This window comes from Acinetobacter sp. YH18001, assembly GCF_013416975.1.
In the GTDB taxonomy this organism is placed as follows: Bacteria; Pseudomonadota; Gammaproteobacteria; order Pseudomonadales; family Moraxellaceae; genus Acinetobacter; species Acinetobacter pseudolwoffii.
In genome coordinates this window covers 1-24,841 of record NZ_VPEU01000004.1, presented here as the reverse complement: position 1 = coordinate 24,841, position 24,841 = coordinate 1, and the positions used below count along the sequence as shown (strand labels likewise).

The following is a 24,841-nucleotide window of genomic DNA, read 5'->3' as shown; positions in this document are numbered from 1 at the left end:
ATTGTTTTTAATAAATTTTTTATGATAGATAAAAAAATACACCACTCAATATTCAATCAGATTCTTATGTAATCTGTAAAAAATCTTAACTTTAGTGGAATATGCTCAATAAAAAATGACATTTTTTCAGCAATTCTTATACAATTCCTAAAAATTCCGATCAATTTGTATAAGGCTCTCTCCCCAATGCAAAATTCAAAAAAATTAATGTTGGCAGTTTTGATTCAGGCTGCTTTGGTTTCATCTGTATATGCAAATGAACAAAGTGAAGCTAAAGGCTTTATTGAAGGCGCTGAGGGTACAGTTTTATTCCGTACCGGTTATTTGCACCGTGACAAGAAAAATGGTGTAGCAGATACTAGCTCATTCGCTCAAACTGCGATTGTTAAGCTGGATTCCGGTTTTACTCAAGGTACAGTAGGCTTTGGTGCCGGTATTATTGGTGATGCTTCATTCAAGTTAGGTGAAAATGGTCATACGGGTAATGATATGATCCCTACACATCCTCAAAATAATGCTGATGGAACTAAAGATGCTTATGACCACTGGGTTCGTGGTGGTGCATATGTCAAAGCTCGTGTATCGAATACAACAGCAACTTATGGTACTCAAGTTTTAGACTTACCTGTACTTGCAAGCAATACTGCGCGTTTAGTGCCTGAGTACTACACTGGTGTATTGATAGAAAGTAATGAAATTGAAAATCTAAACCTAATCGCTGGTAAATTCACAGAGAATCAGCTTTCAAACCAAATCAATTCTGATGGTGCAGAGCTGGATCGCGCAGTGGTATGGGGTGCGAAATACAAATTTAATGATGCAGTTAATGCTTCTTATTATGGTACAGATATTAAAGATCGCCTAGACCGCCATTATATCAATACCAACTATAACTATGCTTTGGCAAATGAAAGCACCTTAACGCATGATTTTAGTGGTTACCATACAAAATGGGATAAGGAAGCAAATCCATATCTTTATTCTCAAATCGGCTCACCAGACGATTCATTCGATAATACTATTTTAGCTTTATCTACAACTTATAATCGTGGTCCACATAATGTTATGGTCGCTTACCAGCAAAACTTTGGTAACACTGGCTATGACTATGGTTTAGGTACAGGCGTAGGTGATGGTAAACAAACTATTTACATGCCAAACTCATACCTGTCTGACTTCATTGGTAATGATGAAAAATCAGCGCAACTTCAGTACACGTTTGACTTTGGTGCTGTAAATGTTCCTGGCCTATCTTGGACATCTGCTTTTGTATATGGCTGGGATATTAAAGCCACCGACAATGCAGGTACTATGATCAGTGATAACGAGCATGAGCGCGAATTCTTTAACCAGGTGAAATACACTGTTCAGTCTGGTTTTGCTAAAGATGCAAGCTTACGTCTTCGTCATTCTTACTACCGTGCAAGTGATAACTACCAATCTAACTACATTGGTGATACTAATGAATGGCGTATCTGGTTAGACATTCCTGTGAAATTATTTTAATTTACTCGAAGTTCAAGCCATAAAAAACCTGCACAATGTGCAGGTTTTTCCAATTTAAGCTTTAAAAATTTAAAATCTTAAACTCACAAGCAAAGCAATTATTTGTTTGCTTCTGCATATGCAGCAATTGAGTCCAGTACTTCTTGTTTCGCAACTTCAGCACCTTCCCAACCGCTTAACTTAACCCATTTTCCAGGCTCTAAGTCTTTGTAGTGCTGGAAAAAATGTTCAATCTGGCTAATCAACAATGGAGGAAGATCAGTATATTCCTGAATATCTTTGTAGATTGGAGTCAATTTGTCGTGTGGAACTGCAACCAGTTTCGCATCAACACCACCATCATCTTCCATGTTCAGTTTACCAACAGGACGGCAACGGATCACAGAACCTGGCTCTACTGGGTGTGGCGTTACAACCAATACGTCAAGTGGATCACCATCAAGAGAAAGTGTATTAGGTACATAACCGTAGTTTGCTGGGTAGAACATTGCTGTACCCATGAAACGGTCTACGAATAATGCATCAGAATCTTTATCAATTTCGTATTTGATCGGTGCTGCATTGGCAGGAATTTCGATAATGACATAGATGTCGTTTGGCGCATCTTTACCCGCTGGGATATTGCTGTAGCTCATAGCATCACTCTTTAACAAGTTATATCTTTTAAAAAACCGCGACAATTATAACGGTTTTTAAAGAAATGTTTGGATTTTAAAATATCGAACTGTAAATATGTCCGCGAACTGTAATTGATTGCTTAAACGATCTTGATGATCAGCAGCAATAAAGCCACAGGACATAAGATTGAAAGCAGCCAGACGATCGAACGTAAAGTCGCCCAGTTGGCCAGATAACAAATGCCGTACAACACACGAAATACCAGATAGGCTATCCCGAAGGTCATGACCAGGGTTTGAGGAACCACCATATATTCAGCCATTAAAATAGCGGCAATAAACAATGGTAAACTTTCAAAACTATTTTGTTGAACCGCATTGGCACGGCTCGAGAGCCCGGTTGATTTTGCTAAAAACTCTCGTGGGTTCTGATTGTCTTTTGCGCTAAAGCCTGCCGATTTCTTTGCAATCAAAGTAAATACATAAGGCAAAAGACAAGCGGCTAAAATGAGATAAATCACCCCACTAATGCTGTGCATCTGTTTTTTCTCATGAAAATTTTATATCTATCATAGCATGGTGTTTCGTGAATAAATTTTGTTAAATAGAGTGTTTTTTATTACTTAAGAAGGATTCACTATGGTCGCGCCTGAGCAAAATGAAATGTTCGATGTCCTCGATAAACAGCGCCAGCATCAACGTCAAGTGGATCGCGTATTAAAAATCGTGCTGCCGATTGTGGCTTTTTTGATGGCCGTGATTTGTGCCAATATGAATATCTGGTCGCCGATCTTTAGCTTTGCCATTTTATGGATTGCCTTTTATGCCGTCGGCATCAAGCGCATGCCAATCTGGCACTGGGTGGTAGCCATTTTGGTCTATTGTGTGGTCGACAATATTCTGAGTTATGGCAACTTTAACCAGACAGGATTTCCCCGCCAATTTGGCACCATGTTTATTTTTCTGGGAGTAGTCGGTGTAGGACGTCCTTATTTTGACCGCTGGCTCATGAAAAAATAAAAACCTGCAAATAAAAAAAGCGCCATCAGGCGCTTTTTTTAATATCGAGTTTAAGCTGTTTTACGTAAATCTTTACGCAGGATTTTACCCACGTTCGATTTCGGTAATTCGTCCATAAACTCCACATAGCGTGGACGTTTATAACCGGTCAGATTTTCTTTAGCGAAGGCCAAGACTTCTTCTGTGGTCAAAGACGGATCTTTTTTCACAACAAACAGTTTCGGTACTTCACCAGATTTTTCATCTGGCACACCAATCGCAGCCACTTCCAGTACTTTTGGATGGGTTGCAACAACTTCTTCAATCTCAGATGGATACACGTTAAAACCAGACACTAAAATCATGTCTTTTTTACGGTCTACGATTTTCACATAACCACGTGAATCCATGACACCGATATCACCAGTACGGAAGAAGCCATTAACCATGACTTTTTCAGTTTCGTCTGGGCGGTTCCAGTAGCCTTTCATGACCTGAGGACCACGGATTGAAATTTCACCTTGCTCACCCAGTGCCACTTCATTGCCGTCATCATCCAGAATCGCCACTTCAGTTAATGGCAATGGAATACCGATGGTGCCACTGAATTCTTCAGAAGCAGGCGGGTTTGCCGTTGCAACCGGAGAGGTTTCAGACAAGCCATAACCTTCAACAATATTGGTTCCAGTGAGCTTTTTCCATGCTGCTGCTGTAGAAGGAAGTACCGCCATACCGCCGCCCATCGCCATTTTCAATTTGCTATGATCAAGCTGTTTGAACTCTTCATTGTTCACCAGCGCATTGAATAGTGTATTCACTGCTGGGAAGAAAGTCGGCTGGTATTTACGTAGTTCCTTCATCACCGCAGGAAGATCACGCGGATTCGGAATCAGGACGTTGGCCTGACCTTTATACATGCCATAAAGTGCGCACACCATGAATGCAAAGATATGATAAAGCGGCAAGGCACAGAAAATACGGTCATCTGGCTGGCCATCTTGTGCACCAAACTTACTCTGGAAGATCCCGTCACACTGCAACATGTTCGCAACCAGGTTACGATGTGTCAGTTCAGCCCCTTTCGATACGCCGGTAGTACCACCAGTATATTGTAGAACCGCGGTATCGCTCAGGCTCAACTCAGGACGTTTGTAATTGCTCGGGCTAATTTTATTTAATGCCGTATTGAATTTCACGTGGCCTGGAATGTCCCAAGCTGGAATCTGCTTACGCACAGAACGCAAGACAAAGTTCACCAGAGTTCCTTTCAAAGCACCCAGCATATCGCCTACAGAAGCAATAACCACATGTTTTACCGGGGTTTTACCCAGAATCGCTTGGTAAACAGAGGCAAAGTTCTCAATAATCACCAGGACTTCAGAACCTGAGTCATTAAGTTGATGCTCAAGTTCACGCGAAGTATAAAGTGGATTGACGTTGACCAGTACCAACCCTGCGCGGAAAACCCCAAGTGCCACGACCGGATACTGAAGAACGTTTGGCATCATCACCGCCACACGTGAACCTTTTGCCAACCCCAAGCTTTGTAAATACGTTGCAAACTTACGGCTCGCCTCTTCCAGATCATTGAAAGTCATGGCCTTATCCATAAAGATAAAGGCATCACGCGAACCAAATTTTTGGAAATTACGTTCAAAAACATCGACTAGAGAAGTATTCTCTGCCGGTAATTCTACTGTTTCCGGAATCCCTGTCTTTTGGTATTCAGCCAACCAAATTTTTTCCATAATGCCCATCTCTCCAATCATAATCCTTAGTGTTTTCAACTGTTTTTTTCAATATCACACGCCATTTTTAGACTTGTATATGTGCAATATTGCATCCATCTTGTTGAATCGTTGTTCATATATAACGTATTTTACAGGATGGATGCTAGTCTTATCTTTGAATCAACAGTTTATTTGCTTTTTGATATCCGCGTGGTAAAAGCTGTCCTTTTGCACCGCGCTTGCCGATATATTTCTGCAAATCATCCCCTTTTAATTTTAACTGCTGTTGTCCTGCAAGCACTTGAATTATTTCATCAAGCTTCAATATTGTCATGGACAAAATTTGATCACCACCTTCAAGTTGTATCAATTTATTTCCTTTACCTTTGTTCAATACAGGCAATTCTGCCAAATCGACAATCAACAGGCGTCCTGCTGAACTGAGCAGTGCAACATGCGTGGCATCTTCGAGTGGCTGCAGGCTCATGACTTGCGCCCCATCGGATAAGTTCAGGAAGGCCTTCCCTGCTTTGGCATTGGTATCCAGCTGTTTGGCCTGCGTTTTAAAACTATAGCCCTTGTTACTCAGCGCCAGGACTTCCGTCTCATCCTCTGCAACAAAGACCTGTTTAAAACCGATGCCGCTGGCAGGTGATAATTTTGAACTTAAAGGTTCACCCAGACCACGCGCCGACGGCAGGTTATTGATTGGCAAGGCATAACTACGTCCCGATTCATCTAATATATAGACACGCTGATTGGATTTGCCCTGTGCATGGCTGAGATATTGATCACCGGCACGGAAATTCAGATTTTCAGCGTCAACATCATGGCCTTTGGCACAGCGAATCCAGCCAGCTTCCGACAAAATAACGGTCACAGGATCGGCTGGTAACATTTCATTTTCATTAATCGCAGCAGCTTCGGCACGTTGCACCAGTGGCGAACGGCGATCATCGCCAAATTTCTTGGCATCATCTTTCAGTTCATTGATGATCAGCGCTTTTAAAGATTCCGGATTGGCCAGCTGTTCACGAATCACCGCAGCCTTCGCTTCCAGCTCGTCCTGCTCACGGCGCATTTCCATTTCTTCAAGCTTGGCCAAATGACGCAATTTCAGCTCCAGAATGGCTTCGGCCTGAATCTCATCAATGCCAAAGCGTTCCATTAACACGGGCTTGGGCTGATCTTGTTCACGAATAATCTGAATCACTTCATCGATACTCAAGTAAGCAATGATCAGCCCCCCCAGAATATGCAGGCGTTTTTCGATTTTGTTCAGATGATATTGCAGACGACGGGTCACCGTGGTTTTACGGATCTCGATCCATTCCAGTAAAATGCGACGAATCGATTTCACCTGTGGACGGCCATCAGCACCAATCATATTCATGTTGACACGGTAGCTCGATTCCAGATCAGTGGTGGCAAATAAATGACTCATCACCGCTTCGGCATCAATCCGGTTAGAACGCAATACAATCACTAAACGGGTTGGATTGGCATGATCCGATTCATCCCGTACATCGCTGACCAAAGGCAGTTTCTTGGCCTGCATCTGGTCGGCAATCTGGGTGATGATTTTGGAGCCTGAGACCTGATATGGCAGTTCGGTAATCACAATTTCATTTTTATCGACGGTATAGACCGCGCGCATACGATAACTACCACGACCTGTGACCTGAATTTTTAACAGTTCAGCAGGTGGGGTAATAATTTCTGCTTTGGTCGGCAAGTCCGGCGCAGGAATATATTCTGAGATTTTTTCATCGGTCAGATTCGGGTTACGAATCAGGGCAATGGTGCCTTTAATCACTTCACGCAGGTTATGCGGCGGAATGTCGGTGGCCATACCGACGGCGATTCCCGTTGTACCATTTAAGAGAATATTCGGTACACGTGCCGGCAAGTTCACCGGCTCTTTCATCGAACCGTCAAAGTTGTCCTGCCAGTCACAGGTACCCTGACCCAGTTCAGACAGTAACAGTTCACTGTACTGAGACAGTTTGGCTTCGGTATAACGCATTGCGGCAAAAGACTTCGGATCATCGGGTGAGCCCCAGTTGCCCTGTCCTTCAATAAACGGATAACGATAGCTAAACGGCTGTGCCATCAGCACCATGGCTTCATAACAGGCCGAGTCACCATGCGGATGATATTTACCCAGTACGTCACCGACGGTACGTGCAGATTTCTTTGGTTTGCTGGTCCATTTCAGGCCCAGCTCACTCATGGCATAGACAATACGGCGCTGTACCGGTTTCAGGCCATCACTGATATGCGGTAATGCCCGATCCATAATCACGTACATGGCGTAATTCAGATAAGCTTGTTCGGTAAATTCTGCTACGGAGCGGTTTTCTGTCGCATGATGCGCAAGGCTTGTCATAACAACCTATAGTCCTAAATAATTCGTTTTTGTATCAATGTTTCTTATGCTATGTCGCGGCTGGGGATGACACAAGAGCATCAAATGCCTCAGCGCGACAATTTGTGTCTTATGGCCTAAAAATATCCACTTTATAGACCCTAAGCAACTAAAAATTCATCAAGTTTATAAGCCCATCGACTCAAGGGTCTTGCCTTTGGTTTCTTCACCCAAAACCAGAATCACGATTGCAACGGCAACCAGAACCGCAGTAAACATGGTGAAGACATAACTGAAACCATTTGGCATGCCCATCAAATGGGTGACAGCAAAAGGTGCTGCGATGCCCCCAATTCGGCCTACTGCGCCAGCCCAGCCTGAACCAAAAGCACGGATATTGGTTGGATATTGTTCTGGTGTATAGGTATAAAGCACGCCCCAGGCACCCAGATTAAAGAAGGACATCAGACAGCCCCAGATCACAATTTCGGTGACACTGCCCGACTGGCCAAAGAAATATGCCGAGATGGCACACATGCCGATGAAACCTGCCAAGGTCGGTTTACGACCGAGCTTTTCGACCAGCCATGCTGCCACCAGATAACCGGGCAACTGCGCTAAAATCATAATCAGCACATATTCAAAGGACTGGACGATGCTATAGCCTTCTTTGACCAGCAAACTTGGCAACCAGGTAAAAATGCCATAATAAGAAAATATAATGCCGAACCAGATCAGCCACAGCATGAGGGTACGACGCGCAAAGATACCCGACCACAACTGGGTAAATGAAATATGCTGTTTCTCTGCGACCGGCTTCACTTCAAAGATTTCATAAACTTCAACGCCGCATTGACGCTCGATCTTTTTCACCAGTGCCGAAGCTTCTTCTACACGGCCACGGTTAATCAGAAATGGAATCGATTCCGGCACCATTTTCCAGATCACAATCGCATATAGCGCAGGCAGACCACCGATCAGAAAAGCGGTTTGCCAGCCAAAATCCGGAATGACAAAGCGCGATACCAGAGCCGCAACCAACCAGCCCAGTCCCCAGAAACTTTCCAGCAATACGATAAAACGGCCACGCACATGCGCAGGAATATATTCACTGACCAGCGTCACTGCCACGGGTAACTGTCCACCCAGACCTAAACCGACGATAAAACGAAACACCAACAACCAGGTCAAATTCGGTGCAAAAGCACAGGCCGCTGTAGCCAAGCTATAAATCACCAGTGTCACAGCGAATACGGTTTTACGGCCGAAACGGTCTGCCAGACCACCTGAACAGATTGCACCGATTGCCATACCAACAAAACCAATCGACACTACCCAGCTTTTTTGATCCGCAGTCATCTGCCAGTCTTCAGCCATTTTTGCCAGAATAAAGGAAATCAATCCGGTATCCATGGCATCAAACATCCAACCGAGTCCAATCACCACCAGCAAGGTGTAATGAAACCGACCAATCGGTAAGCGTTGTATGCGAGAAACTAAATCCATAACAAAAATCTCTGATCAGGTGGAACGGGAGATGCTGCTTTCTCAACAGGTAGGCTGCTTTGTATTTTTTATACTATGAATTAAGCTGAATGCGGCTATTTTTTATAGCCGCATTCATGACGATTACAAATCAGGATTCGTCTTTGGAAGATGCCGAATGTTCATCATCTTCTTTATAAATGAATTTTGGCATTTCCAGTCCAAAATAGATGGCGATCAAACGCAAGCTAAAGCCGAAAATCAGGGTGGAAAGAATGGTCAGGTCCTGCGACAAGCCGTAATGGCTACAGAGCCAGTAAAAGATCACTGAAACAAAAGCAATACTGGCATACAGTTCACGACGGAAAACCAAAGGTACATCATTACATAGGATGTCACGCAAGATCCCGCCGGATACACCGGTCAAGACACCTGCAACGGCACTCACCACAAAACCATGTCCCATTTCCAGAGCAATCTGGCAGCCAATAATGGTAAAACCAATCAGACCCAAGGCATCCAGTACCAGGAAGACATTACGTAACTGGCGCATCCATTTTGCAATCAGGATGGTGACGAAAGCAGCGCAACAGGTCAGCACCAGATATTCGGGGTGTTTGACCCAGGTTAAAGGATAATGTCCCAGCAGAACATCACGGACCGAACCACCACCCAATGCCGTAACACAGGCAATGATCATGACACCAAACCAGTCCATGCTGCGCCGGCCAGCGGACAGTGCCCCGGTCATCGCTTCAGCGGTAATTGCAATAATATAGATGACGGTCAGTAACATCGCCCTGCTTCCACCTGAGGCTTTGAGATGGCGCTTATTCTAAGCTAAATCTATGTGAAAGTTATAAAAATCCCGCACAACATTGCTTAAATTTTTTCCCCGAGCCACAAATGCAAACCTGTTTCATGCTGAGTTTCTGCTCCGTGGTCGGGTCCAGAAAATACCAGTGGCCTTCAAATTTTACAAAATGCGAAGCTTCATGATGCACTTGTGCCTGCTTGCCATCATGAAAATGCGCCTTAAACTCGACTAAGGCGTGATTTTTATCTAATTTTTCATTGGCTTGAACAATCTCAAGCTTTAACCACTGATTGGCTTTACTCCAATCACTAATGGCTTGCAAATCCAGTGCCTGCTGCTGACCCAGCGCAGTCGTGGTTTTGATGTAATCGATTTCATGCTTGGCAAAGGCACTATAACGGGAACGCATCAGTTGCTGCGCAGTCTCTGCGACCTGTTGTCCAGTATGTAAGGGCTGACAGCAGCTATGATATTCACCTTGTCCGCATGGACATGCTTCTGACATTTCAGTTCCATAAAAATAGCCCGACAATGCGGGCTATTTTAGCAAACTTTACCAACCCAACGCTGACTATAGTTTAGTCCTGCGCAGGAAGCTGCGGAATGATATGCACTTTATCGATCTTATGACCGTCCATGGTCACCACCTCAAAGATATGCCCGTCTGCTTCAAACTTTTCACCGCTGTGCGGTAAACGTGCCATATGGAATAACACATAGCCAGATAAGGTCGAATATTCTTCAGTTTCATTGACCAGATCACGATCCAGCAGCAAGGAAACGTGACGAATATCGGTGGAACCGTCCAGAATCAGGCTGCCATCATCCAGACTTTCTGCTGCCACTTGCAGCTCATCTTCATCTGGAAATTCACCGGCAATCGCTTCAAGAATATCAATCGGCGTGGCAATCCCTTCAATTGAGCCATATTCATTCAGCACAATTGCCATCTGTAAGGGTGCTTGACGCAATTGATCCATCACCATCAGTACCTGAGCATTTTCATGCACGATGACTGGCTCACGTAAATGCTTTTCAAAGTCCAGCACCCCAGTTTCAATATATTCATTCAGGACTTTATGGGTCAGCACCACACCGGCAATATTGTCCAGTTCGCCGCGAGCGATGATCAGACGCGAGTGGCTCATCTGCAACAATTGTGCTTTGATGCTGTCGGCATCATTGTCCAGATCGATCCATTCCAGTTCGGGACGCGGCGTCATCACCGATTTTACCGGACGTTCAGACAGACCCAAAACTCCCTGCACCATGACACTGTGATAGATGCCGTTGTCATCATTAAAGACTTCATCAGCAAAGGCACGGGTTGCCAGAACATCTTCCGGCTCCGAAGAATCATTGTCCTGAGCAGGTTTACCACCGAGCATCCGCATCACTGCAGAAGCAGTTCGGTAACGCATATCCGTGGTGGTCACCATTTTTTCCTGATTGCGTTTCATGGTCTGATTAATAAACTCGACAATGACAGAGAAGCCAATTGCTGCGTATAAGTAACCTTTCGGAATATGGAAACCAAAGCCTTCTACCACCAGCGAGAAACCGATCATCATCAGGAAGCCAAGACACAGAATCACCACGGTCGGATGCTTATTGACGAAATCCATCAAGGCTTTGGATGCCCATAGCATAATCCCGATGGCAATAATCACGGCAATCATCATCACAGACAGGTCTTTGACCATGCCCACCGCAGTAATCACGCTGTCGAGCGAGAATACCGCATCCAGGACTACAATCTGGACAATGACCATCCAGAATACCGCATGTACCGGATTTTCTTCTTTAATGACAGGTTTGGCTTCCAGACGCTCATGCAGTTCCATGGTGCCTTTGAACAGCAGGAATACCCCACCAAACAATAGAATCAGATCCCGGCCCGAGAAAGCATGATCAAAGATCTGGAACAGTGGATCAGTAAGAGTGACCACCCAGGCAATCGAAGCCAGCAAGATCAAACGCATCACCAGGGCCAGCATTAAGCCCACAATCCGCGCGGCATTACGTTGTTCTGGTGGCAGTTTCTCCGCCAAAATGGCAATAAAAACCAGATTGTCGATCCCGAGTACAATCTCAAGAACAATTAACGTGAGTAAACCGACCCAGGCTGAAGGGTCCGACATCCATTCAAAGATCATACGCTTGGCTCCTGAAGCTCAGGACTGCAGCATTGAATGAACCGAAACTGTAATGAAACAGCATAATATTTTTGATATTGAACAATACCAATTACTTGACGGCGATTTATAGCGTTACACGGCCAACTACCACTACCCATTTTCGTTCTATTGTTGTGAAACCAATTTTCAGTATATCAAGATCAATTTGAAATTCACCTGTTTTCATGGCTGTTTATCGATGAATTTTGCTGAGCCCTATTGCAGTGAAAATGTAGCCGCACACAGAATTGTCATATTTATTAATTAAGCTAGAGTCACCAGAAAGAAAAATGATAAGGTGAAGAAAATAAATGCAAAGCGTAATTCAAATGACAGATTATTTTAAAGACAACTCCCCAAAAACAACTCGCCCTCTAGTGGCACTCTATTGTGGTTCACGTGCAGGCAACAAACCGGTTTATTTAGAAAAAGCCATTCATCTCTCGCAAGGACTGGCAGAACATGGTTTCGGGCTAGTCTATGGTGGCGCCAGTATTGGCCTGATGGGACAGGTCGCGGATGCCATGATCCAGCATGGCGGTGAAGCCGTTGGGGTGATTCCCGAATTTATGCTGGATTATGAAATTGCCCATAACCAGCTCACTGAATTACATGTGGTGACCAGCATGCATCAACGTAAGGCTATGATGGCTGAGCGGGCCTGTGCCTTTGTGGCACTACCGGGCGGACTGGGCACGTTTGAGGAAATTCTGGAAATTGCCACCTGGGGTCAGCTGAACCAGCACCAGAAACCGATGATGCTGTATAACGTGAATGGTTTCTATGATGCCTTGATTGCGCAGCTGGACCGTGCAGTCGAAGACGGGTTTTTGCCTCCCCAGCATCGCGCCAAACTAATTGTTTGCGAAGATGAAAATGAAATTTATAGCTCATTAACCAATTTGGGCCATCCACAAAGATTTGTGGTTTAAAGCATTCAAAGTAAAAAAGCGAGCACTGGGCTCGCTTTTTTTATGGATTATGGCTGCTAGTTATTGACCATAATTCGTCACAAAATCATAGAACATCGGCAATGTGGTCGCCAGAATCACAGACATGGCCAGACCGAACATCAGTTTCATCGCATCTGCACTGACATTACGTGAAGTCCGATGTTTGTTGACTTCATCCAGAATCATCGACATGGCAAATTCACGACCTGCGAGTAAGCCCAGGAACACCCAAGTAGTACTCATTGGAATATTGCTCCACTCTTTGAAGATCAACAGGATAATGGCATACAGGAAGTCGATAATCGTGGCAGCACGAATATCGGTGACACCAGTTTTGGTGTCGACAATGTTCTGGATGGCCCCACCACGTTGATACAGAATCACGCCCAGCAAGACCACGAATACCATAATCGCAAACATCAGGAATTCAAACGGCACCTGACGTGGTACATACACGAAGATGTTGGCCAGATCCTGAATCAGCCATTGGCTCCACAGAAAACCGGTAGAGACCCACTGTAAGCCCATCCAGACCTTGGAGTGCTCCTGATGACGTGTCTTGGCAAAATGGCGTGCCAGCTGCTTGACCACAAAACGATAGATGACAATCGCCACGATAAAGGCCACGGCGTAGCCCATCATTGATTTGACCATCATCGAGCCCAGGCTGGCAGGAGAGAAGATCGTCAGTACCAGGAAGGTCGTACTGACCGGAATCCCGTATCTGGTCAGTATTAATAGGAGAATAGGCGGCACAATATACAGCCAGGTAATCCCTCCTTCAGGGAAAGGAATGGTTTCTAGACGACCATATGAGGCATCACCGACTCCAGAGACATACCAGCCATAGGTCAGTACGACAATTAGAATTGAGCTGATATAAATCCACAACACCCACCAGGGACGATGTGCATTCGAAGAAATAAATGTCCCTAAGGTTTGAGGCACATCATTTCCGACAATAGAATAGGCGGCTAAACAGAAGCCGATCACCATCAAAATCTCGATTGTCATAAAAACAAACCTATACGCGAGGAGATTTCAGCATTGCTGAAAAGTTGGCCCAAGATTATGACGGTTTTATTTCATTTTCATGACAATTTTGTCATATTTTCATTTGATGAAGATGAAATTGACAGAGAAAGCTGTTTATAAACAAAAAAGTACTGCTTTAATTTTATTTTTATCGCTCTTTACAGCTATGGAGCTCCGATCTGATAAATACTCACTTTGTTATGAGTTTTACACTTATAACTGATTTATATCTTGAAAAAAAGTTCACACGTATTCACTACACCTGTGCCTTAATCTTCCTTTAAACTATTCAAAATTTTCAGTTTTCCAGAATTATGAATGCCACGCCTACGCATCAAGCCTTAGATCCCGAATTCAGACTGCTAGTCTTGTTGGTATCGATCGGATTTTTTATGCAGGGGCTGGATACCACCATTATTAATACAGCTCTGCCCGCGATTGCACATAACTTACAGGCCGATCCTTTACGCATGCACAGTGTTGTGGTGGCTTATGTCTTGTCTGTGGCAGCCTGTATTCCCTTGAGTGGCTGGCTGGCAGACCGTTTCGGCGTCAGAAATATCTATTTTGCTGCAATTATTATTTTCTCTTTGGCCTCTTTGGGCTGTGCCTGGTCAGATAGTCTGAATGAATTACTGGCTTATCGGATCTTGCAAGGAATGGGTGGCGCCTTACTGCTCCCCGTCGGCCGTTTGGCCATGCTCAAGATCATTCCCCGTACCCAGTTTCTGGCTGCCATGAGCCTAATGAGTCTGGCCGGCCTGATTGGCCCCCTGATTGGTCCAACTCTTGGGGGCTGGATGGTGGAATATCTGTCCTGGCAATGGATTTTCCTGATCAATCTGCCGATTGGCTTACTGGGAGCGCTGATTACTTTTAAGGCCATGCCGAATGTCATTGAACCGCTGGTCGCTCGCTTTGATTATTGGGGCTTTGTCTTGCTGGTTGTGGCCATGGTGGGACTCTGTCTGGGAATTGAAAATTTTGCCAGTCCACAAAATTCGCTGTGGTGGAGTCTGAGTCTGATTCTGGCCGGAATCTTGGCGGCCCTGATATATGCCTATCATTCGCATACGCATAGCAACGCCCTGTTCCGCAGTCGGCTCTTTAAAAATAAAATTTATGCGATTGGCATTCTGGGGAATTTTTTTGCCCGTCTTGGCGGTAACTCGATTCCATTTTTACTCCCCCTTATGTTGCAAGTCGCCTTTGGTTTTGAGCCCTTTATTACCGGTCTATTGATGATTCCAACCGTACTCGGCTCTCTGGCGTCTAAACCGATTATCCGAAAAATCATTCAGCGTTTTGGTTATCGTCGGGTTTTGCTGGTCAATACCTTATTGGTGGGTCTGTGTATTGCCAGTTTTGCCCTGACCACGGCGGACACCCCGATCTGGCTGCGTGCAATTCATTTCTTTATCTTCGGCATTTTAAATTCCCTACAATTTGTATCGATGAATACCCTGACTTTAAAGGACTTAAGCCAGCAGGATGCCAGTAGCGGCAACAGTTTCCTGTCGATGATCATGATGCTGTCAATGAGTATTGGGGTGGCGCTGGCAGGCACCCTGGTCAACATGCTGAGTGCCTATTACGGCGCTGACAATCTGGTGGCTGCTTTTCATGTGTCACTGATCTGTTTAGGCTGTATCAATATTATTGCGGCTTATATTTTCTGGCATATTCCTAAAAACACCCCTGTTTAATACGATATATTAACGCCAGGCGAATGCAGCCTTTAAGCTCAGGTTTAGATACAGGTAAGAACTGAAAATGCAAAAAAATCTGGCTCTGAACAGATTCAAACAGCCGCTTTTCATCGGGCTTGGCATTCTGATCGCCGTGATGATTATCGCCATGATTTATCTTTGCCTGATTAAAGCCCCTTCTGCGCATGCAGCAGATTATCCGATCCAGGGTTTCGATGTATCACACCATCAACAAGAAATTCAATGGCAGCAGATTTCGCCGGAAAAATACCGTTTTGTCTATCTGAAAGCCACAGAAGGTGGTGACTTTAAAGATACGCGTTTTCAAGAGAACTGGCTCAAGGCGCGGGAACGCGGCTTTCTGGTCGGTGCCTATCATTTCTATCGGCTTTGTCGCGATGGCAGCATTCAGGCACAGAACTTTATCGACTCCGTCCCCAAGCAAGCCAATGCTTTACCGCCGGTGATTGATCTGGAATATGACAGCAATTGCATCAATACCTATTCCAAAGAGCAGCTTCTAAACGAAATCCAGATCATGCACGATGCCCTGCAAAAGCATTATGGCAAACAGCCAATTTTCTATATTTCTAAAGCATTTTATAATATTGTACTGGCAGGATATTTTCCCGAAGTGCCACTCTGGGTACGCGAGTATAAGGGTCTGCCCGATTTAAACAACCAGCCCAAATGGACCTTCTGGCAACATAGCAATCAGGGTAAAATTCCCGGCATTAGTACAACTGTGGATCTGAATGTGTTCTATGGCTCAGAACAGCAGTGGCTGGATTTTCTGAAAATGAATGCAATTGCAGTACCATCATCTACTCATCAGGCCAAATAAAATCGATCGATTGAAAACAAGCGCTTTATAAAAGTAGAAAAATAAGGAAATAAAAATCTTGAAATGGATTAAAGGTATTTTACTCAGTCTGGTGATTGTTCTGCTGCTCATAGCGGGTGCGCTGGCTTATCTACTGCAACCTTCAGGCAAGCTCAGTGACTTTCAGAACTGGCAGCCGCAAAGCAGTTCCTCTCGTTCTGGACTAAACGTTAAATTTTTCGGTGTTTCCACCCTGTTGCTGGATGATGGTCAGGATCAGATCCTGATAGATGGTTTCTTTAGCCGGCCGTCGTTGTCGCAAGTGCTTAGCGGTCCAATTCAGAGTGATAGCGTGCTATTAAGGCAGCTAATTCAAGAGCATGAACTGCACCGGGCCAAAGCCATTCTGGTCAGTCACTCGCATTATGATCATGTTCTGGATCTACCGGCTTTACTGGAAATGCTTCCTGAAACCGCTGTCATCGGTTCACCCACTAGCCTGAATATCGCCCGGGCAAATCCCAAAGTAAGTCCGCAGCAGTTACACTCCGTCACGCCTAGGCAAATACAGCACGTCAACAAATTTCAAGTAACCGCAATTCCTTCACAACATACGCCAGCCACAGCGGTAAATGATGACCTAGGCGAAGAGTTATTCCAACCTTTAGCCCTGCCGGCCAAATTTTCCGAATTTAAGGAAGGCAGCAGTTTTGATTACCTGATTGAGCATTCAGGACACAAGATTCTGGTCAAGGCCAGTACCGGATTTATCCCGGATCAATTTAAAAACCTGCAGGTCGATACGTTATTTTTGGGTATTGCCCAGCTCTCCAGACAATCCAATGACTATCAGCGGCACTATCTGGCTGAAACCCTGCAAACGCTCAAACCCAAAGTGGTCATCCCGATACATTGGGATGATTTTTTCCAGCCTTTAAGCCAGCCGCTACAATTTTTACCCCGTCTTGCCGATGACACTCCAAAAAGTTTGAATCTTCTGATTCAGGCCGCCGAGGCACAAGGAACAAAAGTCGTTCTGCTCAGCGGACCGCAACCCTATTTACTCAACTCAGCCGTCGCTTCCCAATCCGATTAAAGCCCCTTAAGATAGCGGCTATGCGCAAAATTATTCATATCGATATGGATGCGTTTTATGCCTCGGTCGAGCTGCGTGAACGTCCAGAACTCAGACACCTGCCTGTGGTGATTGCCTCGCATCATCCCCGGGCGGTGGTTGCGGCTGCCTCCTATCCGGCACGCGAATATGGTCTACGTTCTGCCATGTCGATGGGACAGGCGCGCAAGCTCTGTCCGCAGGTCATCGTAATTGAGCCGGACTTTGCCAAATACCGTCAAGTTTCTGCACAGATCCATCAAATTTTCCAGCAATATACCGCCCTGATTGAGCCTTTATCGCTAGATGAAGCCTTTCTGGATGTCACAAATTTACAACAGATTCCGAGTGCTACCGAGGTCGCCGTGCGGATTCGGGAGGATATTGTTCAAGTGACTGGACTGACTGCTTCTGCCGGCGTGGCACCGAATAAATTTCTGGCCAAAATTGCCTCGGACTGGCACAAACCGAATGGCATCTGTGTGATCAAGCCCTCACAGGTGCAGCGTTTTATTCAGAATCTGCCGCTGAAGAAAATTCCCGGGGTGGGTAAAGTCACGCAGGAAAAACTGAAAAGCCTGAATCTGGATACCTTGGGTGACTTACAACAGATGGATGAAGCCATTCTGATTCAGCATTTTGGTAAATATGGACGGCGGCTGTTTTTATATGCGCAAGGCATTGATGAACGACCAGTCGAAGTAGAACGGGAACGTCAGCAGATTTCCAAAGAGACCACCTTTGATGATGATCTTTATTTAAATCAGTGCCATTCTTATTGGGAAGCTTTAGTTGCACAACTGTGGCAAAGCTTGCAAAAAAAACAACTTTCGGCTCGCGGCGTGACGGTCAAATTAAAGCTCAAGAATTTTCAGGTGATGCAACACAGTAAAAGTTTTAAGCAGCTCTTGCGCAGTCCACAAGAATTAGCACAAGCCTTGGACTTACTATTGGATGATCTGCATATCGCGCCGCAGATGCAATTCCGGCTGATCGGTGTCGGCGTCTATCAACTCAGCGCCCCCGAGACTGAAACCCAATTATTACTGCTCTAAACGACTTTTGTTCATGTTTTGAACATCAGTTTAAAAATACAGCAACTTTATTTTTATATTTTGATTTTTTAGAGTACTCTATCTGCGCAATGCATTATCCATGTATATGCTGAGATGCTGAAAATCACCTTTACTTTCAGCATGCTGTCCTGTGATTGGCGTGACGATCAAATCCGAATATTACAGGGCAACTCTGATGTAACTCATGGACTTCCTTCCTGCATGTCTTCTGTAAATCTTTCTGTGGTTCAAGAACAATACGCGTAAAGCTGCGCTGTCTAGTTTTGTGGGTGCTATTGTCGATTGGTATGATTTTCTCCTTTACGGCATTGTTACAACCTTAATTTTTAAAGATCAGTTTCCACAGCATTGGTGAGAATATGGACACTCTGGCGGCATTGGCCACTTTTGGTGTTGGCTTTCTGTTTTGCCCTTAGATGGCATGGTCTTTGGTCACGTTGGTCACTAGCTTGGCCATAAGAAAATGCAGGTCTTAACCGTCGTCCTGATGGGAATTTCTAGCAATTACTTGGGCATGGACAAACAGTTCTTCTGGAATATCACCTTGATGGTCGGTGCAATCCGCTGTTTCAGCATTCCGTTTTTTGCCTGACGGGTGGATACATTTCATCATCAAAAAATGTGTGGCTAGAATAGTTTGATTGGTGCGCTCTCGGCCTTTTCATTCTTTATGGCACTCGATGCACAAAACACCTGAATGATCATTGTCGACATAATTTTACTGGCAAATGTTGCATACGACAGGGTGGTCAGGGCTCATCAACCGATTTTCACTTCCCTGTTCGGTACCGAATATCGCTACAGCGGTGCCGGCGTTGGCTATCAGATGGGCAGTATTATTGGTGGTGGTTTTACCCTCATTTATTGCAGCAGTACGGGTGATTTGGGCAGACGGTTCATGGCATTATATTGCCCTCTATCTGGCAGTGGGTTGCTTGCTGACCGCACTGGTCGCAGCCCTGGTGCCCAAAACGCAGGATGAATAATATGACAGTGGAACGCTTACATATCTCGAAACGCTTTTCAGAAATTGCCATTGCAGGCAATCTGGTACATCTTGCCGGGCAACTGGCCACAGATGTTGAGCTGGATATCAAAGGTCAAACCCAACAAACTTTAGATATTATCGCCCAGTTTCTGGCAGATGTCGGTACAGACAAAAGTCACATCATGTCGGTGACCATCTATTTAAAAGACATTGAAAAAGATTATGCGGCATTTAATGAAATCTGGGATGCATGGGTGGCTGATATCGAAGCATTACCTCGTACCTGTGTCGAGGCAAAACTTTATGATCCACGGGTTTTGGTTGAAATGACAGTCGTGGCCGTCAAACCAGAATAATGTGGCAAAATCGATATGCATAAAAAAGCATGCTCATGGCATGCTTTTTTATTTTAACCTACTGCTTTGATTTTACTGCGCTCTAAATCTGAATATAAATAATACTTTTTCAGATCATTGCTGACCGTATATTTGGGCATTTTCTTCATTTGCGCTTGCTCCTGCAGAAAATCTTGCCGCAACTGGTAATATTCCGGCACATCATCGTAGCGAATCACCCGATAACCGGCCATACTCAACAAGGCATCCTGAAAACCAGTCTGCTGTGGACGCTTCAAGATTAAAGGATCATCCACAGCCACAATGGCTATAATCTGATGCTGTTGATCCATAATCACAAAATCTGCAGTCAGGTTGCGATATTTATGTCGCGTCCGGTTAAATTTGGTGGTCATTAAGGCGTCATAGGACACATGGGCCAAAACAATATATTCAGGTAATACTTCCTTCAAGCGCGTGAAGGTCAATTGCTCATTCAGGTTAAAAATAGCACGCTGCTTTAACGCGCTGTCTTGTGGTTTGGAATTATTTCCGAGCGTTTTCCATGCCATGAGCACGACACAGAAGAGCAGGAAACTCCCAATCATAATATAGGTGGTCATGCCTCAATCCTTGCATTCTTATCATCATTTTTGTTTTATTGTGGTGCAGTATAAACTCACACTTTATTTTAAATAGGTCTTACAACTAATCTGCTTAGATACCCATACAACCGGTATCAAAACCTGATTCTGCGTTACCTAAAATGACATCTTTCCCTATGTCAATGAAAGTGGATTTAAAGTACTGATAATGCACTCTAAAACATCCCTAGAATTGATCGCAATACAAATCTGCCCAACTGTAGAACAATTCCGATAAAGTGTTATTTTTATATCACTTTTAAGCCAGACTTAATGTAAATAATACATCCTTTTACATTTTTTAGTCCTCGTTTCAAGCTACGTTACTTTACCTAAGTGCTAAAAAAAGACACCGAAGTGTCTTTTCTATTAACTCAATTATGCACGTGATTTAGGCTTTGCTTTCGGCTTTGATCCACCAAATGGTTTTTTGGCATCCCCTGTTTCACGCGGCGGTAGGCCTGTGTGCTGGGTCAGGATTTGACCACGCTCAGGACGCTTCTTGGTATTTGAAGGACGGGACTGAGCTTGTGCAGCCTTGCCACGATTTCCCTGCTCACCGGTACGTTTCTGCGAATCACCCGCCACTGTCGAGTTTTTCTTGCGCGCAGACTGGTATTGACCTTCTGCACTGCCAGCAGGCTGATAAGTCGGAATCAAATGCTGTTTGGAGTTACCAATCAAATCCTGACGACCCATTTCTCTCAGAGCTTCACGCAACAACGGCCAGTTGTTTGAATCATGGTAACGCAAGAAAGCTTTGTGCAGACGACGACGTTTATCACCTTTGACAATATCTACTTGCTCAGTATAACGTGCCACTTTGGCAAGCGGGTTTTTACCGGTGTAATACATGGTGGTAGCCGTTGCCATCGGTGATGGATAAAAGGTCTGTACTTGATCAGCACGGAAACCGTTCTTCTTCAACCAAATCGCAAGATTCATCATGTCGTAATCGGTAGTCCCCGGATGCGCTGCGATGAAATAAGGAATCAGATACTGTTCCTTGCCGGCTTCCTTACTATAACGTTCAAACATCTGTTTGAAACGATCATAGGTTCCGATTCCCGGCTTCATCATTTTATTGAGTGGGCCTTTTTCGGTATGTTCCGGTGCAATTTTTAAATAACCACCGACGTGATGGGTTACCAATTCTTTGACATATTCAGGGTTTAAAACCGCTAAGTCATAACGTAAACCAGAACCAATCAAGATCTTCTTAATACCCGGTAATGAACGTGCTTTACGGTATAACTGGGTCAATGGTGCATGATCGGTATGCAGGTTCTGACAAACGCCCGGGAAGACACACGACGGTTTACGGCAGTTCTTTTCAATCTCTGGATCTTTACAGGCCAGACGGTACATGTTGGCTGTCGGGCCACCTAGGTCTGAAATAATCCCGGTAAAGCCCGGCGCCGTATCACGGATTTTTTCCACTTCACGCAGAATTGACTCTTCAGAACGGTTCTGGATAATACGACCCTCATGTTCTGTAATCGAACAGAAGGTACAGCCACCAAAACAGCCACGCATGATGTTCACAGAGAACTTGATCATGTCAAACGCTGGAAAACGCGCTTCACCATAAGCAGGATGTGGCAAACGTGCATAAGGCAGGTCAAACACATAGTCCATTTCTTCCGTGGTCAACGGAATTGGTGGCGCATTTAGCCAGACATCACGTTCACCATGCTTTTGTACCATGGCACGGGCATTGCCCGGATTGGTTTCTAAATGCAAAATTCGGTTGGCATGGGCATAAAGCACCGGATCTGCAGCCACTTCTTCAAATGCAGGCAAGCGAATTACGGCCAGTTCACGCGGTGGTAATTTATGTTTAATTGCTTTTGAAGCGGGTTGTAATTGCACGATTTGCGTATCAGGATCTAGCTCATCGCCGGCCCGCACAATCGGATTGGCGACAGGCTCTTTCTGGAAACCTTGATATTGAGTCAGACTATCTTTGTCTTTTTCAATTTCACAACCTTCCAGATCTTCAGTCATCACATAAGGGTTAATGATTGGATCGACACGGCCAATCGCATCAACATCATTCGAGGCAATTTCGACAAACTTTGCTTTCGATGCACGGTTATGTTTATTGACAATGAACGCAGTACCGCGAACATCGGTAATCTCGTGAATTTTTTCGCCACGCGCCAGACGATGCATAATTTCGGTAATTGAGCGTTCGCCATTGCCGTACATCAAAAGATCGGCTTTTGAGTCCATCAACACTGAACGACGGACTTTATCTGACCAGTAATCATAATGTGCAATACGACGCAGAGAAGCTTCAATTCCACCTAATAATACAGGCACATCTGGATATGCTTCACGGACACGCTGACAATATACAGTTGCTGCACGGTCTGGACGTTTATTTGGCTGATTATCTGGGGAATAGGCATCATCCGAGCGGATTTTACGGTCGGCGGTATAACGGTTGATCATGGAATCCATGTTCCCTGCCGTTACCCCCCAAGCAATATTCGGTTTACCCAGAACGCGGAACGCATCCACGTTGGTCCAGTCTGGCTGTGCAATAATACCGACACGAAAGCCTTGGGCTTCTAATACCCGGCCAATAATACCTGAACAGAAAGACGGATGATCAATATAGGCATCGCCACAGACCAGAATAAAGTCACAGCTGTCCCAGCCGAGTTGATCCATTTCCTCGCGTGACATCGGCAAAAAAGGCGCAGGGTCAAAACAAGACGCCCAATATTTGTCGTAATCAAACAACGCTTTTGGCGCAGTCTGCATGGTATAAGCAGTAGACATGGCTAGCAATTCTCGGCTGGCAGATGATAGGAGATCTAAAATAAGATCAAAGATGAAAGCCGATCATTTTACCATGAATTAGACCCAGCTTGCTTGATTATAATTTATACAAAATCAGGAGCTAAGCGAATCAAGGCCTGGTCATCATCAGAATTGAAAGCAAAATGATCCGCAAGATAAATGCACAGGGTTTATTTTATAGAGAAAAATCTAAATACGATGTTCTAATCTGAGCGGAGCTTGAAACTGAATGCCAGACCACTCAGCAACAGTAGTGTAATAAATGCAGTTAATCCACTCCAACCATAATTTTCCCAGACCAGTCCACTCGAACTGCCCAACACACTAGAACCGAGGTAATAACAGAATAAATATAGCGAAGAACCGACTGCCCGATATTGTAACGACTGGATCGACACCCAGCTACTTGCAGTAGAGTGCGCGGCAAAAAATGAAAAAGTGAAGATTAGTAATCCGATAAAGACCAGAGCCAGCTGGTTGAGCAGCATGAGCGTTAATCCAAGGAGCATCATCAGCATCATGACGACCAATGTCTTGAATTTACCATAATGCCGACCCCAATGTGCCGCTCGGGGGGAGCTATAAATACCAGCCAAATATGTCACCGAGATTAAACCAATCCAGGCCTGTGATAATTCAAAAGGTGCCTGAAGCAAACGATAGCTGAGATAATTAAATATCGAAACAAAACAGCCCATCAGGATAAAACCTTGCAGAAATAAAATCCGAAGTTTCGGATCGGCCAGATTATGCCTGAATGAGTTTTTGAATCGATTAAACTTGATCGGATAAGCCTTAAAATGTTGCGATGCCGGCAATAGATAATAAAATAATCCTGCAATACAGATATTTAAAATACCAATTATCAGAGTAGCAGATTGCCAAGAGATAAAATCAACTAGAACTCCGGCAATCAAACGCCCTCCCATACCGCCAATTGCCGTGCCAGAAATATATAAGCCCATGGCGAAACCGATATCTTTTTCGGCAATTTCTTCCCCGATATAAGTCATGGCGACTGCCGCCACACCACTGACACAGAGACCAATCAAGATCCGAATCAATAAGAATACCGACCAAAGAGATAGTATCGAACTGAGCATTAACAAAATTGCAATCAATGCCAGGGAACAGACCATCACCGGTTTACGTCCAAAACGGTCTGAAATCAGTCCGGTAAATAGCAGACCAATGGCTAAGGCAAGGGTAGAAAGTGATAAGGGAAAACTACTTTGAGTCGGACTGACCTGAAAATAATCTGCCAAAATGGGCATCATCGGCTGTAGGCAATACAAAGATGAGAAAATGGCAAAGCCGGCAAGAAATAAGGAAAAAAGTACTGCTTTAAATGCGGTAGTACCATATTCAATATGGCTAGAAGATGAATTTGAGGACATATCCGCTCCTTAGATAGATCCAGTATACGCCTTTTGCTCATTTTTTCTGTGGAGATTTCATCTGAGTGATCACCTAAGCCTTTCTTCACGCACAAAAAAACACCCCCCTGCTTATGCAGGGGGGTGTTTCGAATAATGAGCTGGCGATGACTTACTCTCACATGGGTAACCCCACACTACCATCAGCGCAAAGAGGTTTCACTTCTGAGTTCGGGAAGGGATCAGGTGGTTCACTCTTGCTATTGTCGCCAGCACAA

General features: G+C 44.6%; 20 protein-coding genes, 1 rRNA gene and 1 pseudogene. 9 read left to right on the top strand and 13 right to left on the bottom strand.

Features of this window, described 5'->3' with window-relative positions:
- Positions 1 to 186: 186 nt before the first annotated feature.
- Positions 187 to 1,506: an OprD family outer membrane porin gene (locus tag FTV48_RS02385; protein ID WP_179999276.1), complete on the top strand. Its 1,320-nt coding sequence runs from the start codon at positions 187 to 189 to the stop codon at positions 1,504 to 1,506.
- A gap of 98 nt (positions 1,507 to 1,604) precedes the next feature.
- Here FTV48_RS02385 and ppa read toward each other — a convergent pair whose 3' ends face one another.
- Both ppa and FTV48_RS02375 read right to left on the bottom strand, forming a co-directional pair.
- Complete coding sequence (gene ppa, locus FTV48_RS02380; protein WP_179999274.1) at positions 1,605 to 2,141, bottom strand: inorganic diphosphatase; 537 nt, start codon at positions 2,139 to 2,141, stop codon at positions 1,605 to 1,607.
- 122 nt (positions 2,142 to 2,263) lie between these two features.
- Positions 2,264 to 2,662, bottom strand: coding sequence for an MAPEG family protein (locus FTV48_RS02375; protein ID WP_005094494.1), 399 nt, complete (start codon positions 2,660 to 2,662; stop codon positions 2,264 to 2,266).
- Positions 2,663 to 2,762: 100 nt separating this feature from the next.
- Between FTV48_RS02375 and FTV48_RS02370 the strand changes: the two genes are divergently transcribed.
- On the top strand, positions 2,763 to 3,143 hold the full coding sequence (locus FTV48_RS02370; RefSeq protein WP_179999272.1) for a hypothetical protein: 381 nt from the start codon (positions 2,763 to 2,765) through the stop codon (positions 3,141 to 3,143).
- Positions 3,144 to 3,193: 50 nt separating this feature from the next.
- Here FTV48_RS02370 and FTV48_RS02365 read toward each other — a convergent pair whose 3' ends face one another.
- The 6 genes from FTV48_RS02365 to FTV48_RS02340 all read right to left on the bottom strand — a co-directional run bounded on the left by FTV48_RS02365 (position 3,194) and on the right by FTV48_RS02340 (position 11,678).
- Positions 3,194 to 4,870, bottom strand: coding sequence for a long-chain-fatty-acid--CoA ligase (locus FTV48_RS02365; protein WP_005094498.1), 1,677 nt, complete (start codon positions 4,868 to 4,870; stop codon positions 3,194 to 3,196).
- 151 nt (positions 4,871 to 5,021) lie between these two features.
- Positions 5,022 to 7,241: a DNA topoisomerase IV subunit A gene (parC, locus tag FTV48_RS02360; protein WP_179999270.1), complete on the bottom strand. Its 2,220-nt coding sequence runs from the start codon at positions 7,239 to 7,241 to the stop codon at positions 5,022 to 5,024.
- A 165-nt stretch (positions 7,242 to 7,406) separates the two neighbouring features.
- Positions 7,407 to 8,726, bottom strand: a complete 1,320-nt coding sequence (locus tag FTV48_RS02355) for an MFS transporter (RefSeq protein ID WP_005169062.1) — start codon at positions 8,724 to 8,726, stop codon at positions 7,407 to 7,409.
- A gap of 130 nt (positions 8,727 to 8,856) precedes the next feature.
- Positions 8,857 to 9,501 (bottom strand): trimeric intracellular cation channel family protein, encoded by a 645-nt coding sequence (locus FTV48_RS02350; RefSeq protein ID WP_005108433.1) that lies wholly within the window; start codon positions 9,499 to 9,501, stop codon positions 8,857 to 8,859.
- Positions 9,502 to 9,562: 61 nt separating this feature from the next.
- A complete protein-coding gene (locus FTV48_RS02345) occupies positions 9,563 to 10,027 on the bottom strand; it encodes a YchJ family protein (protein WP_005094506.1) in 465 nt (154 codons plus the stop codon).
- A gap of 73 nt (positions 10,028 to 10,100) precedes the next feature.
- Positions 10,101 to 11,678 (bottom strand): TerC family protein, encoded by a 1,578-nt coding sequence (locus FTV48_RS02340; RefSeq protein WP_179999268.1) that lies wholly within the window; start codon positions 11,676 to 11,678, stop codon positions 10,101 to 10,103.
- A 332-nt stretch (positions 11,679 to 12,010) separates the two neighbouring features.
- On the opposite strand from FTV48_RS02340, the gene FTV48_RS02335 reads away from it, so the two are divergent.
- A complete protein-coding gene (locus FTV48_RS02335) occupies positions 12,011 to 12,631 on the top strand; it encodes a TIGR00730 family Rossman fold protein (RefSeq protein ID WP_100329439.1) in 621 nt (206 codons plus the stop codon).
- Between the two features lie 60 nt (positions 12,632 to 12,691).
- Here the strand turns inward: FTV48_RS02335 and FTV48_RS02330 are convergent, their stop codons facing one another.
- Positions 12,692 to 13,666, bottom strand: coding sequence for a hypothetical protein (locus tag FTV48_RS02330; protein WP_074383680.1), 975 nt, complete (start codon positions 13,664 to 13,666; stop codon positions 12,692 to 12,694).
- Positions 13,667 to 14,001: 335 nt separating this feature from the next.
- Between FTV48_RS02330 and mdtD the strand changes: the two genes are divergently transcribed.
- From mdtD to FTV48_RS02300, 6 genes and pseudogenes are all read left to right on the top strand, one after another.
- The gene (gene mdtD, locus FTV48_RS02325; RefSeq protein WP_179999265.1) at positions 14,002 to 15,393 is read left to right on the top strand and encodes a multidrug transporter subunit MdtD; all 1,392 of its coding nucleotides are present in this window, start codon (positions 14,002 to 14,004) and stop codon (positions 15,391 to 15,393) included.
- Positions 15,394 to 15,460: 67 nt separating this feature from the next.
- Positions 15,461 to 16,240, top strand: coding sequence for a GH25 family lysozyme (locus FTV48_RS02320; protein WP_159516357.1), 780 nt, complete (start codon positions 15,461 to 15,463; stop codon positions 16,238 to 16,240).
- A 58-nt stretch (positions 16,241 to 16,298) separates the two neighbouring features.
- Entirely contained in the window at positions 16,299 to 17,315 is a 1,017-nt protein-coding gene (locus FTV48_RS02315) for an MBL fold metallo-hydrolase (protein WP_179999263.1), read from the top strand.
- Between the two features lie 20 nt (positions 17,316 to 17,335).
- The gene (dinB, locus tag FTV48_RS02310) at positions 17,336 to 18,388 is read left to right on the top strand and encodes a DNA polymerase IV (RefSeq protein ID WP_179999261.1); all 1,053 of its coding nucleotides are present in this window, start codon (positions 17,336 to 17,338) and stop codon (positions 18,386 to 18,388) included.
- Positions 18,389 to 18,610: 222 nt separating this feature from the next.
- A pseudogene (locus FTV48_RS02305) lies at positions 18,611 to 19,395 on the top strand (hypothetical protein).
- 1 nt (position 19,396) lies between these two features.
- On the top strand, positions 19,397 to 19,753 hold the full coding sequence (locus FTV48_RS02300) for a RidA family protein (RefSeq protein ID WP_179999259.1): 357 nt from the start codon (positions 19,397 to 19,399) through the stop codon (positions 19,751 to 19,753).
- Between the two features lie 53 nt (positions 19,754 to 19,806).
- Here the strand turns inward: FTV48_RS02300 and FTV48_RS02295 are convergent, their stop codons facing one another.
- The 4 genes from FTV48_RS02295 to rrf form a co-directional block, all read right to left on the bottom strand.
- Entirely contained in the window at positions 19,807 to 20,355 is a 549-nt protein-coding gene (locus FTV48_RS02295) for a DUF2726 domain-containing protein (RefSeq protein ID WP_005169085.1), read from the bottom strand.
- A 399-nt stretch (positions 20,356 to 20,754) separates the two neighbouring features.
- On the bottom strand, positions 20,755 to 23,166 hold the full coding sequence (locus tag FTV48_RS02290; protein ID WP_005169087.1) for a YgiQ family radical SAM protein: 2,412 nt from the start codon (positions 23,164 to 23,166) through the stop codon (positions 20,755 to 20,757).
- 224 nt (positions 23,167 to 23,390) lie between these two features.
- Positions 23,391 to 24,584 (bottom strand): MFS transporter, encoded by a 1,194-nt coding sequence (locus FTV48_RS02285; protein ID WP_005094523.1) that lies wholly within the window; start codon positions 24,582 to 24,584, stop codon positions 23,391 to 23,393.
- Positions 24,585 to 24,722: 138 nt separating this feature from the next.
- Positions 24,723 to 24,837: ribosomal RNA gene (gene rrf / locus FTV48_RS02280) — 5S ribosomal RNA — on the bottom strand.
- Positions 24,838 to 24,841: the final 4 nt, after the last annotated feature.